Raw genomic sequence first — 13967 nt, 5'->3', positions numbered from 1 at the left:
TCGTCCGCATTGTAATACACAGCAAAAATAACTATATTTGTTGTCGCAACTTACAACATTAACATGTCCATTTTTTCAGATAACATCAGGTTCCTGAGGCTTAGCCGCTCCGAAACGCAACAGGAAACGGCAGAAAAGCTTGAAATAAAACGCAGTCGGTTTGAACCTTACGAAAGTGGAAAAATCGAGCCTCCTTATGAAATCCTGCGAAAAATCTCACGCCATTTTGGTGTCAGCATTGACCTGCTGCTCACGATCGATCTTCGGAAATACCAAATCGACGAGCTGCTCAAACTGGACGACAATCGCATCGTACTGCCGATAACCGTCGATCACGATGGGCGAAACCTGATAGAAATCGTTCCTCACAAAGCGCGTATGGGATATACAACCGGGTATGCCGATCCGGAATTCATAGAAAGTTTGCAGACGATATCATTGCCGTTTTTGCGTAACGGAAGATTCCGGGCATTTCCCGGAAGTGGCGATTCGATGCCGCCTCATACCGACAATTCCTATATCGTGGGGAAATATTTGGACAATCTTGCCGAAGTTAAAAACGGGAAAACCTATATCCTGGTCACAAAAAACGACGGAATCGTATACAAGCGGCTCAACCGTAGCGGGGAAACTTCCTTTACGGTCAGTTCAGATAATGCCTTTTATCTTCCGTATGAAGTAAAACACTCGGAAATACTGGAAGTTTGGGAATTTGTGTGCAGCATCGAAACCGAAGCTTTTGATCCCGATGACGCCTTGCCCGAGACCGTGAAAGGCATGTTTATGGAAATCAAGAAGGAAATACAGGCGCTCAAACAGGATCAGGAAACGTACCGTCACTCAAATGTGGGGAAATAAAATTCCTCTATTTCAGCATTTTCAGCCAACTTGATTTTTTTGAAAGGCAACTTCTTATTGGCAGTAAATCATTCGACCACGAAAAAACCTATAAACTTTATCGCGAAAATTCCATTTTCATGAAGTTATACTCGTTTTGGCACCGAATTTTTTCCAACCCAAAAACCAATCTTTATGACTCAATTACATTTTGCACTGTACGCCACATCATAATTTCTTTCCGTTAAAATTCGTCCAATTCGTCTTATTGTAATCACATCCATAGCTATAGTTCGAGCAGCCTACGAATTCATATAGATTTCCGTTTTTCGCCCTACCTGTTTTCCTCACGACCAAATCTGCAGTCTTACATGCCGGGCATTTCTTTTTCGTTGACTGACCAGTCTTGACTTCCAGTTCCGCTATGAATTTTGACTTGTTGTGAGCGTCGGTGACGAAGTAGACCTGTTCGCGCGCGCGGGTCATGGCGACGTAAAAGAGTCGGCGTTCTTCCCCGTTTTCGAATTGGTCGGCTTCGCTGAGGAGCATGTTGAGGACCGGATCGTCGGACATTTCGGCGGGAAAGCCGAACCGGCCGGCATTGCAGTTCAGGATGATGACAATTTCGGCTTCGAGGCCTTTGGATTTGTGGACGGTCATGAATTTTGCCGCAATCTTGATTCTGTTGCCTTCGGGTGTGTTCGTAATGTAAATAATGTCATCTGTATTCGGGTCGATGCTGAAGGTATTGTCTTCATTTTTTATGCGACGGATATCGAAGCTATACCTGCCGAGGATCAAAATTTCCTTTGTCGTAATCGCCGGGTCGGTGGCTACCAGATTGTCGAGAATCTGCTTGATGTTGTAGGTGTCGTCGAGGTCTTCGGATTCTGAATAATGTATGTTATAATTCGTGCATTTGTCATTTGAACGGCTGCGCAGTGTTTTTTTAGTCTGGTTGGGATTCCGGAGTATGAAGTCACTTGATAGCGTCATCAGCGGATTGTGGAACCTGTACGTCGTTTCGATCTTCGATTTGGCGGTGTGTCCGAAGTAATTTTCGAAGTCTTTGAACAATGCGATGTCGCTACCGGTGAAGCGGTAAATGGACTGCCAATCGTCTCCGACGGAAAAGAGTTTGCAGTCAGGATTGGCTTCTTTGATTGCTTTCACTAGTTTGTACCTTCCGATGGATATGTCCTGGAACTCGTCTATGATCACGTATTTCAACTTGCGGCTGTAGTCACCGCTTGCCACCAGGCCGGACGCTTTGTTGATCATGTCGCTGAAGTCGATTTCCCGTCGCTCAGCCAGGTTGCGTTCGTAGCTTTCGTAGATTGGGCTCAGCAATTCGAGGAACGCCGTGTTTCGTTTGCGAATAAAATCATCCTTGATCGCATTCGTTTTGTCAGCGAGATCGCGAACCGTAAAGTTGTTCGATTTCATCAACGCGATGAAGGTCGAAAAAAGCTCTATGAACGCCTTGACTTCTTCTTTTGCCGCCTCCCCAATTATTCTCCATATTTCTTCGTGTGATTTCGGTTGGGCGATAATACCCAACTTAGCCAGGTTTTTGGTGAGGTTATCGAACAAAATGTCTTCCTGCATCTCATAACTGAACGTTTCCACGAGTGTCGTCTCTTTTTCGGCGTGCATCTGACGTGCCCAATCTATCTTTTGCCAGTAGCGCTGCTTTGCGTCTTCGTAAGTCTCATCTTCTTTCGCAAAAAACGGAGGAACATCACCAGTACGCAACACACCATAATGTTCGAGATAGATTTTTCGCCCATTGTGCTTTATCGTAAAATCAGGTTTGTATTGACCGTACTCGAGCGTGGCGGTGTCGTGCTCATATGGGTATTCGTAGTCGTATTCGATGTTATTGAACAAAAGAAAATTGGCGATTTTACATTCCTCGATGCTTTTCACCACTTCCATCTTATAGGTCACCTTGTCTCCTCTTTGCAGGGCAATCGTTTTGTAGGATCGGAAGTTCTGGTCTTTGATGTACTGTATGTATGCGCCACGATCCTCAAAATCGAACTGCGACTTATACGGCTTCAGGAAATCGGCGAAATAATCGGTGACCTTAGCCATATATTCCCTGTTACCGCATAGCTGATTGAAGCTCCGCGTCAGCACCGGGCCAAATTGGTTGGAGTCGAATATGCTGGGCTTCTTGTTTTCGAATTGGGTTATGATATCCTTCCCGAATTTATGGAAGGTCTTGGCCTCTATTCCGGGAATACCGATTCGCTTGACGAGGTCTCCCGCGGATTTCCTGGTAAACGAAATCAACAATATCTCCTCGGGTTTAACGTCGTACCGATGCAAAACATAATTTACTTTCGCGACGATCGTCGTAGTTTTGCCCGAACCAGCACCCGCGATGACGATATTATTGTCTTCATCAGTTACGACGGCCGTGCGCTGCTGCATATCGAGCTTTCGCCCTTCGACGCTGTCAAAGAAAGTTCCGTAGTTCTCGATTTCCTGAGCCAAAAATCGTTTGTTGAAATCGCTCCTGACCTTTTCTCCATTGGTGACGTAATTCCTGAAATCGCCTATCGTCTTGACATCATCAGCCGGTAAACCGACCGATTCAAAATCATTTTCGCTTATCTCATCGAACAGCCGATTGTTTTTCTGTTTCCATACGGAAAGCCGGTAATTGGTAAAGTATCCCGCATTTACCTGAAGGTAATCGGAAAACACTTTACTTGCCAAGGCTATTTCCGGAAGTTTGGATTTGTAGAACGCAAAGAGCCGTTGTCGCGTCTCCTCCTTTTCTTTTGCAATCTTTTCTTTAAGTTCTTTCCTTTTTCGTTCCCTTTCCCTATAGCCGCGCAACCACCAAAAACCGGTGACGAAAAGTAGTGCCATTAGCAAAAAGTTTCCGGCGTCTTTCATATCTCAGATGTCAAATGTAATCGAATTGGTGTTACCACGCTAAGCTAAGGAATTAAGCTAACTGCTCATACAAAGGAGGTTAACAACGCATATTTATTTGCAAGGCGCAATCACGTTGTTGTTGCCCTGCTTCCGGAGGTAGAAAAAGGACAATGATGTTGGCTTCCATGCGATCTTGGAAGTGTTTCCAAACAAAAAACCCTCTAAATCATCCGATTTAAAGGGCTTGAATATTTGATAAATCTTTGGTGGAGAAGATGGGGCTCGAACCCACGACCTTTTGGCTGCCAGCCAAACGCTCTAGCCAACTGAGCTACATCCCCAAAGCGAGGGCAAAGATACTCTTTTCGGGAAAATCACAAAACAGTTTTTCCAAAAACCGTAATTTTAGGCAAAAATAAAAAACATGACCACGCCAGGAACGCTAACCGTCGACCGCTACAACAGCATTGCAACGATCACTTTCGGGCATCCTTCGGGAAATTCGTTTCCCGCCGGGCTGCTCCAGGAATTGACCGAAACCCTTGAAAACCTTGGTTCGGACGATAGCGTCGCACTCATCGTTCTCAAAAGTGAGGGCGACGGACCGTTTTGCGCCGGAGCCTCATTCGACGAGCTGCTCGCAGTTTCAAACCTCGAACAAGGCACGCTTTTTTTCTCCGGATTTGCCAACGTGATCAATGCGATGCGACGCTGTCCGAAACTTATCATAGGAAGAATCCAGGGCAAAACCGTAGGTGGAGGCGTCGGCCTTGCAGCAGCCTGCGATTATGCGTTCGCCACCGAACAGGCCATGATCAAATTATCCGAACTGGCCATCGGGATCGGGCCGTTCGTGATCGCCCCTGCCGTCGAGCGCAAGATCGGGCTGGCCGCGTTTTCCGAGCTCACGCTTTGCGCTACCGACTGGAAAACCGCGTTTTGGGCAAAGGAAAAAGGCTTGTACCAAAACGTGCTCAAAAACATTGAGATGCTTGACGACGCCCTGGCCGAATTCACCCAAAGGCTTGTTACTTACAATCCGGAAGCGCTCTCGCAAATGAAAAAAGCGCTGTGGCAAAACACCGACCATTGGGGCACGCTATTGTACGAACGAGCAGCTATTTCAGGCAATTTGGTGTTGTCCGACTTTACGAAAAACGCGCTTGACCAGTTTAAAAAGAAGTAATTCAAGGAGCTTATCCCGCTGCCGCTGCTAGCTTTCGCCCTCAACTTGTTTTTTGCAGCCACGCCTCAGGCTTCCGTTGGTCGCCCTCGGCGGGTCGTAAAAAATCGCGTTGCGTCCAAAAGGCTATTCGCTCGCATCGGGGCTAGGATCGCGTCCGTAAGACAGCCTTTGGTATGGAATCCGCGACCCAGCCCAGATGGAAGCGGTTAGCCTTTTGAAGAAAAAGCCATGTTGAGCCGGCGGTTGCGGGCGACCGAAGGAAGCCCGCAAAACGCCGCGCGAAACCGGCTTTTTCGAGAAAGCTGGAAGCGTACAGCTGGAAAAGCTGCATATCCATTCGCTAATTGCTTCGGCCAATTCGGCTACGCCTCGGGTCGCTAATTGACTCATTCGCTAATTCGCTAATTAACTAATTCGCTAATTAACTACCTTTGCCCAAAATCATCAAAATGGCGAATATCCGCATCACCAAGCGATTCAGTTTCGAAACCGGCCATGCGCTTTACGGCTACGACGGCAAGTGTAAAAATGTGCACGGCCATAGCTATAAATTGTCGGTGACGGTAATCGGCCAGCCCAATGCGGACCAAAGCCATGTAAAATTTGGTATGGTCATCGATTTCACGGACCTGAAGCAAATCGTGCGCGAGGAAATCGTCGATTTGTTCGACCATGCCACGGTGTTCAACGGCAACACGCCCCATGTCGAACTCGCCGACGAGCTCAAACAGCGCGGTCACCACGTCATTCTCGTGGATTATCAGCCGACGAGCGAAAATATGGTAATCGATTTCGCTTCGAAAATAAAGTCACGACTGCCTCAAAATATTAAATTGCACTCGCTGCGCCTTCAGGAAACGGAAACTTCGTACGCCGAATGGTTCGCCAGCGATAACGAATAGCATGCAGATTCCCGGGAACAAAAAGATTTATTTCGCCTCCGACCAGCATTTGGGCGCTCCGACAATGGAAGCGAGCCTGCCACGCGAAAAGAAATTCGTGACCTGGCTCGACGAGGTCAAGCACGATGCGGCGGCCATTTTCATTTTAGGCGACCTGTTTGATTTTTGGTTTGAATACAAAACGGTGGTCCCGAAAGGTTTTGTACGCGTTCTGGGCAAACTCGCCGAAATCAGGGATTCGGGAATACCGATTTACTTTTTTGTCGGCAACCACGATTTGTGGATGAATGACTATTTTGAGACCGAGCTCAACATCCCGGTTTATCACGACAACGTCGGATTTACGTTCAACGGAAAGCAATTCCTGATTGGCCACGGCGACGGCAAGGGCCCGGGCGATATGGGTTACAAGCGTATGAAAAAGGTTTTTACCAATCCGTTTTCGAAGTGGTTGTTCCGTTGGGTGCATCCAGATTTGGGTGTACGACTTGCTCAATATCTTTCGGTCAAAAACAAGCTCATTTCAGGCGATGCCGACGTGACGTTTTTGGGAGAAGACAAAGAATGGTTGATCCAATATTCCAAACGCAAATTGAAATCGAAACATTATGATTACCTGATCTTTGGACATCGTCATTTGCCGATGGTGGTAAAAGTAGGGGAACATTCTTCATACGTAAACCTGGGCGATTGGATCACGTATTTTACTTACGGTGTTTTCGACGGGAATTCGTTTGAACTATTGAAATACGAACAATAAAAATAAGCAACTAAGATGTCTATCGAACCTATTGAAAATAAGCTTCCCGTATCGCTACTCGAAAAAAGCATCCAAAGCGGCAGCGAATACGGTTGGCGACAGGAGGATTTCCTTGAGGTGATCGAAGCCGCGCGAAAACTCCAGATTGGGATAGAAGGCGGTTTGGTCCAGTATGTTTTTGAGGAAGGAACCTGCGAATTGTATTGGCTGCATTACTTTACCGACGAGATCAAAAAAGGGGAAAACTGGGTTAATTATTGCAATCGGACAGCCAAGGAAGCATCTGATAAATTCAAAAAAATCATCTCGGATAAAAATATCAAAAAAGAGGCGATGGAAAGTTTTGAATTGGTTCGGACGAAAGCATTGGAAACTACAGACGTCGATCAATACAAGGTTTTCATCATTTCATTTGAAGAAAAACACGATCCGAAGCCGGCAGCTCAACCGAAACCTGCACCGGCAGAGAAGCGCAATCATTCACGACGTTAGTTCCGTCCGATCCCGAAAACGAATTTCTGTAACCGCATCCTGAACAACGTTCCCTGAACCAAGTCTTTTATTTCGGCCAATTCATAAGGCGAAACTGCGAGATCGACCTGGGAAACCGGCGTTTTTAGCAAGAATTTCATACAGTGATGGCGCATGCCGCAACCGTCGCATGTATTCTTTCGACATGTTTCGTCGATGAGCTTGGCGAAAGTTTCAAGTTCGATTTCGTTAAAATGAAATCCCGTTTCCTTAAAAACTACCTGGACTTTATCCATAAGGATCTCACCGTCTTTTTTCCAGTAAAATGCTGTGCCGAAATCATTGAAATATAGAGGAGCGATTTGTCTCATGTGATGTTACATTGTCATTTGACGCAAATATAACATTATTTAAATCCGTTCTAAATAACTCTTCTGTTAAAACTTCAGGCGTCATTTTCAACGCTTCAAAAGATTACCGGAACGTGCTCAGCCTGGAATTTCACTGGGCCGTATGTCCTTGAACCTCAGTTGTAAACTTACCTCGCCGTTCCATTCGTTCTCCTCAATACAATACAGCCCTTCAAAGGCGGATTGGTTTCTAACGGTATCAATCTTCGGCCCGAGTCCGAAACCAACCGCGCCAATACCGCCCGAATCGCCCTGTCGGACGTAAAGCTTCAGGTGCTTTTTATCCTCACCGATCTGACGGGCAAAACCAGTGTCGAAAAGGTTGTCTGTGAGAAAAACCGGTGTCATATTCTGCGGCCCGAAAGGCTCGAATTGCTTGAGAATCCTGAAAAATTTAGGCGTAATGTCGGTAAGATCGATTTTCGCATCGACAGATTGCTCCGGCGTTTTCAGGTCCGGATGCAGCGTCTCCGAAACCACTTTCTCGAAAGCTTGCTTGAAACAAGGGTAGTTTTCCTCTCTTAAGGTCAATCCCGCGGCATACATGTGTCCGCCAAACTGTTCAAGATGTTCGGCACAGGCTTCCAGGGCATTGTACACGTCAAAACCGCGAACCGAACGAGCCGAGGCCGCGAGCTTTTCGCCTGATTTGGTAAATACCAATGTCGGCCTGTAATAAGTTTCGATGAGCCGCGAGGCCACAATCCCGATAACGCCTTTGTGCCAATCCTTCTGAAAGACAATTGTCGCCGCGTGCTCGTGTTCGTCGTTGGCTTCGATCTGATAAAGGGCTTCCCTCGTGATTTGCTTGTCTAACGTCTTGCGGTCGATATTGTAAGTCTCAATCTCCGAAGCATATCTTTCGGCAAGCAGGAAATCGGTTTCGGTCAAAAGGTCTACCGCATGATGACCGTGACGTATTCGCCCGGCAGCATTTATACGAGGTGCGAGCAAAAAGACGACATCGGTAATGTCGAGCTTTGACTTTCGCGCGTTCGCAATAAGCGCTTTGATTCCGGGGCGAGGGTTTTCATTTATGACCTCAAGCCCGAATTTAGCCAATATCCTGTTTTCACCTGTCATGGGAACGATGTCGGCGGCAATAGCCGTTGCGACAAGATCCAGGTATGGTTTCAGGTCGTCTGTCGTTTGGCCCTTTTTGCTTCCGAAGGCCTGTATCAACTTGAATCCTACGCCACAACCGCAAAGTTCGTCATAAGGATAAGCGCAGTCGGCCCGCTTGGGATCGAGCACGGCGACCGCATCGGGTAGTTCGTTCCCGGGACGATGGTGGTCGCAAATAATGAAATCGATTCCCTTCTGTCTGGCATACGCGACGTGGTCTATCGATTTAATCCCGCAATCGAGCGCGATTATCAAGGTGCAGCCGTTGTCGTCCGCATAGTCGATGCCTTGGTACGAAATACCGTAACCTTCGGCATAACGATCTGGAATGTAGGTGGCAACGTGCGGATAATGGCTTCTCAAGTAAGTCGCCATCATCGAGACCGACGTTGTGCCGTCTACATCATAATCGCCAAAAACCAAGATATTTTCGCCACTTTCAATCGCATTTTCTATCCTTGCCACGGCTTTGTCCATGTCCTTCATCAGGAAAGGGTCGTGCAGATCTGAAAGAGTGGGTCGAAAAAAAAGTCGGGCCTCGTCAAACGTCGAAATGCCCCTTTGCACGAGAAGTTGCGCAACGAGCGGTTCCACGCTTAGCGATCGGGAAAGTTCAGCAACAGTTTGGGGATTGACAGAGGGAGGAAAAGTCCAGCGCATATATTTCTATTTGAATGGTGTCGATGGCGTAAATGTAGTGATATTTTGGAATACGCGCACAGAAAAAATAAGCGAAATCAGGTGTGTAAAAATCGGAAAATGTGGGTGTTGTAAAAAAATTAGGACATATCAGGACGCGAAGACCTCAAGATTGTAAAAACCTTTGACGTCTTAAGAATACGCCATCCAATTTTAAGAAAAAAGGCATAAAAACTGTAATCGACTCCCGGCAAAAAAAGCGAACTTTCCGGAGACCTAACAGATTTTAAAAATCTGTTAGGTCTGGGCCCCAGAACGCCTCAATTAACATCCGTTTCCTCCAAACTTTCCTCTCAAATCTTTTTTACGAAAAATCCGTTCTCGAGTCTACATCTAGAGCAATTCCTCTCACTTCAGATTACTCTTGTCAGGCATCTTTCTTCTCCAGTAACTCGTCCAAGTTCGACAATCCCATAGTAAAGCCTTCCTGGAAACCCATCTCGAGGGTTTGCTCCAAATCGCCCAATTTATCGAATTCCAACACGATTTCGACTAAGGTTGATTTTCCTTTATCTGAAAAATCCACATGCCACACCGTACGCGGCAAATCTCCGTTTATATTTCCTTCTTCATCACAAAAAGCATCGTAAGCAGCAAAACTGCTCAAAGGGTTGATGGCCCGGTAATCCACGCGGGCCCAATGCCTGTCGCCTTCCGGCCCGAGCATGTAGTACAACCAAAATCCACCGACGGTAAAATCCATGCTTTCCGTTATCGCTTTATAAGGTTTTGGCGCCCACCACTTATCGAGCGCATCGCTAGTGGTCCACGCCTTCCAAACCATTTCCCGGCGCGATCCAAATTCCCTTTTCACTACAATCTTCTTATTGGCTTTTTCCACATTGAAGGACATAAAATACTGGCTTTCCATATCGGTTTTATTAAGTTAATAATCAGAGAATTACATTATTTCACCCATTAAGTTAGGCAACACAATCCGAATAGGGTCGCGATTTAATAAAATTTTGACTCGAATATCGCGTTGCGTGAGGCGAAAAATTACAACTTTGCCATTCTAAAACTTTTAAAGATGCGCATTCAGGGAAAGATAGTGGACATTGAAAACAGGAGAATTTTCAAAGGCGAGATTGACCTAGCCGATGGCAAAATTATCGCTATTGCGGAAGTCGACCACAATGTTGACCAATTCATACTTCCGGGATTTATCGACGCCCATATCCATATCGAAAGCTCGATGCTGGTTCCGTCTGAATTCGCTAAAATCGCGGTAACGCACGGCACCGTCGCCACGGTTTCCGATCCTCATGAAATAGCGAATGTCCTCGGTGCCGACGGCGTCGCTTTTATGATCGATAACGGCAAAAAAACACCGTTCAAGTTTCACTTTGGAGCGCCATCCTGCGTACCCGCTACTACTTTCGAAACTGCGGGTGCGACTATTGATTCCGAAGGCGTACGCAAACTGCTTTCCTCTCCCGACATTTACTATTTGGCCGAGATGATGAACTATCCGGGCGTAATTTTCGACGACCGGGAAGTGCACAAAAAGCTTGAATGGGCGCGACATTTCGGCAAACCGATAGACGGGCATGCTCCCGGACTGGTGGGCGATGACCTAAAAAAATACGTTTCAGCCGGAATTACTACAGATCACGAGTGTTTTACATATGCCGAAGCCGCCGAAAAACTTGAACTCGGCATGAAAGTGATCGTACGCGAAGGAAGTGCGGCCAAAAATTTCGACGCTTTGATCGACCTTTTGGACGAGAATTTCGGCAACATGATGTTCTGTTCGGATGACAAACACCCTGACGATCTGCTGCTCGGTCACATCAACCGACTCTGCGCAAGAGCTGTCGCGAAAGGAATCGATGTTTTCAAGGTCCTGCAAGTCGCCTGCCTGAATCCGGTTTCCCACTACGGAATGAACGTTGGTGGTCTCACGGTCGGCGCTTCCGCGGATTTTATCGTCGTCGGGGACCTCATCGATTTTAACGTACTCGAAACCTACATCGACGGGAAACTCGTCGCTAAAAACGGAAAGTCGTTCATTGAGAGCGTTCAGTTCGACAAGCCGAATAATTTTGCTATCGGCCCTAAAAAAATCGCAGACTTCGAAGTAGACGCCACATCGCCGAAAATCCGGGTAATCGAAGCCCTTGACGGCCAGCTCATCACGAATGAACTACATCTGGCGCCAAAGGTAACTGACGGAAGGCTTGTCTCTGACATCGGGAACGATATACTGAAAATCGTCGTCGTCAATCGCTATCGTGAAGTCAAGCCTGCCGTGGCGTTCATCAAAAATTTCGGCTTGAAAAAAGGGGCGATCGCAGGTTCGGTCGCACACGATTCGCACAACATTATTGCCATTGGCGTGTCTGACGACGAAATCTGCGCGGCGGTAAACCTCATCATCGAAAATAAAGGCGGCGTCTGCGCGGTAGATGGCACAAATAAAAAAGTACTGCCGTTGCCGATCGCCGGCATTATCAGCGACAAGGATTGCGTCGAAACCGGGCGTTTGTATCAGGAGATTGACGCCATGGCCAAGGATTTCGGAAGCACGTTGAAGGCGCCGTTCATGACGTTGTCGTTTATGGCTTTGCTGGTAATCCCAGATTTAAAGCTAAGTGATTTGGGTTTGTTCAGCGGAAAAAAGTTCGGGTTTCAAAATTTGAACTGCGCACCGTAACATACCACGTTTGTGCATTATTTACCCGTTTTTCCCGCTACGACCGCCACGATTTCGCCTTTGACGGTGCCGTTCTCAAAGTGCTTCAACACTTCCGACGCCGTTCCACGAGCGGTTTCTTCATGCAATTTTGAAAGTTCGCGAGAAACGGAAACTTGTCGGTCTTCCCCGAAATATTGCGCGAATTCGCCTAATGTCTTGAGAAGTTTGTGAGGCGACACGTAGAAAATCATCGTACGCGTTTCTTCGGCCAACGCCAAATATCGCGTTTGTCGGCCTTTCTTTTCCGGCAAAAAACCTTCGAATACAAACTTGTCGTTCGGCAAACCGGAATTTACGAGAGCCGGCACAAAAGCCGTTGCTCCGGGCAGACATTCCACTTCGACTCCATTTTCGACGCACGCGCGTGTGAGCAAAAATCCGGGATCTGAAATGGCAGGCGTTCCCGCATCTGAAATCAGCGCGAAAGTTTCCCCTGATTTCATGCGCGCGACGAGTTGCTCGACGGTTTTGTGTTCGTTGTGCATGTGATGCGAAATCATATGCGTCCCGATGTCAAAATGCTTTAAAAGTTTCCCTGAATTGCGCGTGTCTTCGGCCAGGATCAGATCGGCTTCCTTGAGCACCCGGATCGCGCGAAAGGTCATGTCCTCGAGATTGCCGATGGGCGTCGGGACAAGAAATAACTTGCCCATTTATTGAAAGCGCTTTTCGACGATTTCCAGGAAACGTTGCTCGTATTCCTCTTTCCCGGCCCAATTGTCGTAATCCGGCTTGACCATTGTGTCGATGAAATCCTTGGCGTCGGTGTAATTGTCGAATGTGATCAGTTGCGAAAGCACGCGGTTGTAATCTTCGCTGGAATTGTTGAACAATTGTTTCATGAACGCGATGCGGTCGTTGAGCCCAATCGTAATCCCTTTTGAAAGCTTGTCGTTAAGCGTCACGCCTCTTTCGTCTTTGTTCAGCGGAATGACGTTGGATTTGTCGAACGAGCGCGTGATGGGAATAACCTCGCTGTTTGCATCCGATGCCGGATCCTGGGCATCCAACAATTTTTGCGTCTCTATCGATTTTTCAAGCTCTTCCGGCTTCACGAATACAGGATCGGCATAATCTTTTCCGAGCAGGTCGTCGAACGTGAAAGTCGGAGCCGGTGTATCTTCACTCGGCTTTTCGTCAGACTTGTCGTCGAAACTCAATTCGAATTTCGGCAGGAACACATCGTCCTGGCTGGAATTGGCCGGAACTTCCGTATTGATATCTTCGGCTGCGACGGTTTGTGACCCACTTTCGCTTTTGTCCCAAAACATTTCACTGGCGCGGTTGGCTTCTTCGGCAAATTTGATTTCTTCCGAAACTTCAGGCTGGACGAATTCCTTGCCTTCTTCAAGTGTTGGCGATTCTACTGTTTCGTCAGATTCTTCAGATCCGGCTTGTGGTGTTTCATCCGATGTTCTTTCGTGAGATGCTTCACTGGTTTCCGCCTCCGGAGCCACTTCTAATTCTTCACCTGACGGTACTTCTGCTTCCATTTCGGACGCATTGCCGGCTTTTTCATCTGCGTTTTCGTCCGGATTTTTTTCTGATTCGAACGGCTCGTCTGATACTGATTTTGAAGCCGCCAGATTCCCGACGAGTTCGGACACTTTTTCCGCACCCGGTTCCTCTTCGAGTTCCTCTTCTGACGGAATTTCCCCAATCACCACCTTTTTGTCATAATCGAAAGACTGCTCGAGCTTCTCCTCGACTTCGGCCTGACCGATCGTAGGCCTGGCTTCGGCAAAATTCTCGTCCACGAAGCGCAACACAGACAATTTCTCGTATAATTTTCGCGCCTCTTCCTGCAAAACCGCGATGTCTTGTTTATTCTTGAGCTGTAAAATTCGGTGTGCAAGGCTGATAAGTTCGGCTTCGAGCTTTTTTTTCATGACTGGGAGATTATGATGTGGTAAGACGTAATCTTAACTTGGATTTTTTGGGCGCGCAAGCATTCCTACGCAAAATTTTTCTACTTTTGAAAACGACG

General features: G+C 47.1%; 12 protein-coding genes and 1 tRNA gene. 6 read left to right on the top strand and 7 right to left on the bottom strand.

Annotated elements, in window-relative coordinates:
• The first annotated feature begins 63 nt into the window (after positions 1 to 63).
• Complete coding sequence (locus tag HC229_RS07020; protein ID WP_191019754.1) at positions 64 to 858, top strand: XRE family transcriptional regulator; 795 nt, start codon at positions 64 to 66, stop codon at positions 856 to 858.
• A 207-nt stretch (positions 859 to 1065) separates the two neighbouring features.
• Here HC229_RS07020 and HC229_RS07015 read toward each other — a convergent pair whose 3' ends face one another.
• Together HC229_RS07015 and HC229_RS07010 are read right to left on the bottom strand one after the other, a co-directional pair.
• A complete protein-coding gene (locus tag HC229_RS07015) occupies positions 1066 to 3720 on the bottom strand; it encodes a UvrD-helicase domain-containing protein (RefSeq protein WP_191019753.1) in 2655 nt (884 codons plus the stop codon).
• Positions 3721 to 3993: 273 nt separating this feature from the next.
• Positions 3994 to 4070: transfer RNA gene (locus tag HC229_RS07010), tRNA-Ala, on the bottom strand.
• A gap of 83 nt (positions 4071 to 4153) precedes the next feature.
• Between HC229_RS07010 and HC229_RS07005 the strand changes: the two genes are divergently transcribed.
• The 4 genes from HC229_RS07005 (at position 4154) to HC229_RS06990 (ending at position 7069) form a co-directional block, all read left to right on the top strand.
• A complete protein-coding gene (locus tag HC229_RS07005; protein WP_191019752.1) occupies positions 4154 to 4915 on the top strand; it encodes an enoyl-CoA hydratase/isomerase family protein in 762 nt (253 codons plus the stop codon).
• Between the two features lie 449 nt (positions 4916 to 5364).
• On the top strand, positions 5365 to 5817 hold the full coding sequence (locus tag HC229_RS07000) for a 6-pyruvoyl trahydropterin synthase family protein (RefSeq protein ID WP_191019911.1): 453 nt from the start codon (positions 5365 to 5367) through the stop codon (positions 5815 to 5817).
• Between the two features lies 1 nt (position 5818).
• Complete coding sequence (locus HC229_RS06995; RefSeq protein ID WP_191019751.1) at positions 5819 to 6577, top strand: UDP-2,3-diacylglucosamine diphosphatase; 759 nt, start codon at positions 5819 to 5821, stop codon at positions 6575 to 6577.
• 15 nt (positions 6578 to 6592) lie between these two features.
• Positions 6593 to 7069: a hypothetical protein gene (locus HC229_RS06990; RefSeq protein WP_191019750.1), complete on the top strand. Its 477-nt coding sequence runs from the start codon at positions 6593 to 6595 to the stop codon at positions 7067 to 7069.
• Here the strand turns inward: HC229_RS06990 and HC229_RS06985 are convergent.
• The 3 genes from HC229_RS06985 to HC229_RS06975 all read right to left on the bottom strand — a co-directional run bounded on the left by HC229_RS06985 (position 7066) and on the right by HC229_RS06975 (position 10153).
• A complete protein-coding gene (locus tag HC229_RS06985; protein WP_191019749.1) occupies positions 7066 to 7419 on the bottom strand; it encodes a hypothetical protein in 354 nt (117 codons plus the stop codon). The genes HC229_RS06990 and HC229_RS06985 overlap by 4 nt on opposite strands.
• A gap of 117 nt (positions 7420 to 7536) precedes the next feature.
• The gene (gene recJ, locus HC229_RS06980) at positions 7537 to 9243 is read right to left on the bottom strand and encodes a single-stranded-DNA-specific exonuclease RecJ (RefSeq protein ID WP_191019748.1); all 1707 of its coding nucleotides are present in this window, start codon (positions 9241 to 9243) and stop codon (positions 7537 to 7539) included.
• A gap of 406 nt (positions 9244 to 9649) precedes the next feature.
• Positions 9650 to 10153: an SRPBCC family protein gene (locus HC229_RS06975; RefSeq protein WP_191019747.1), complete on the bottom strand. Its 504-nt coding sequence runs from the start codon at positions 10151 to 10153 to the stop codon at positions 9650 to 9652.
• A gap of 159 nt (positions 10154 to 10312) precedes the next feature.
• On the opposite strand from HC229_RS06975, the gene ade reads away from it, so the two are divergent.
• Positions 10313 to 11938: an adenine deaminase gene (gene ade, locus HC229_RS06970; RefSeq protein WP_191019746.1), complete on the top strand. Its 1626-nt coding sequence runs from the start codon at positions 10313 to 10315 to the stop codon at positions 11936 to 11938.
• 17 nt (positions 11939 to 11955) lie between these two features.
• On the opposite strand, the gene rsmI is transcribed toward ade, so the two are convergent.
• Together rsmI and HC229_RS06960 are read right to left on the bottom strand one after the other, a co-directional pair.
• Positions 11956 to 12633 (bottom strand): 16S rRNA (cytidine(1402)-2'-O)-methyltransferase, encoded by a 678-nt coding sequence (gene rsmI / locus HC229_RS06965; RefSeq protein ID WP_191019745.1) that lies wholly within the window; start codon positions 12631 to 12633, stop codon positions 11956 to 11958.
• Positions 12634 to 13869, bottom strand: a complete 1236-nt coding sequence (locus tag HC229_RS06960; protein ID WP_191019744.1) for a hypothetical protein — start codon at positions 13867 to 13869, stop codon at positions 12634 to 12636.
• Positions 13870 to 13967 lie beyond the last annotated feature (98 nt).

The organism is Flavobacterium selenitireducens, from assembly GCF_014748335.1.
Lineage (GTDB): Bacteria > Bacteroidota > Bacteroidia > Flavobacteriales > Flavobacteriaceae > Flavobacterium > Flavobacterium selenitireducens.
This window is presented reverse-complemented; position numbering and strand designations above follow the sequence as displayed.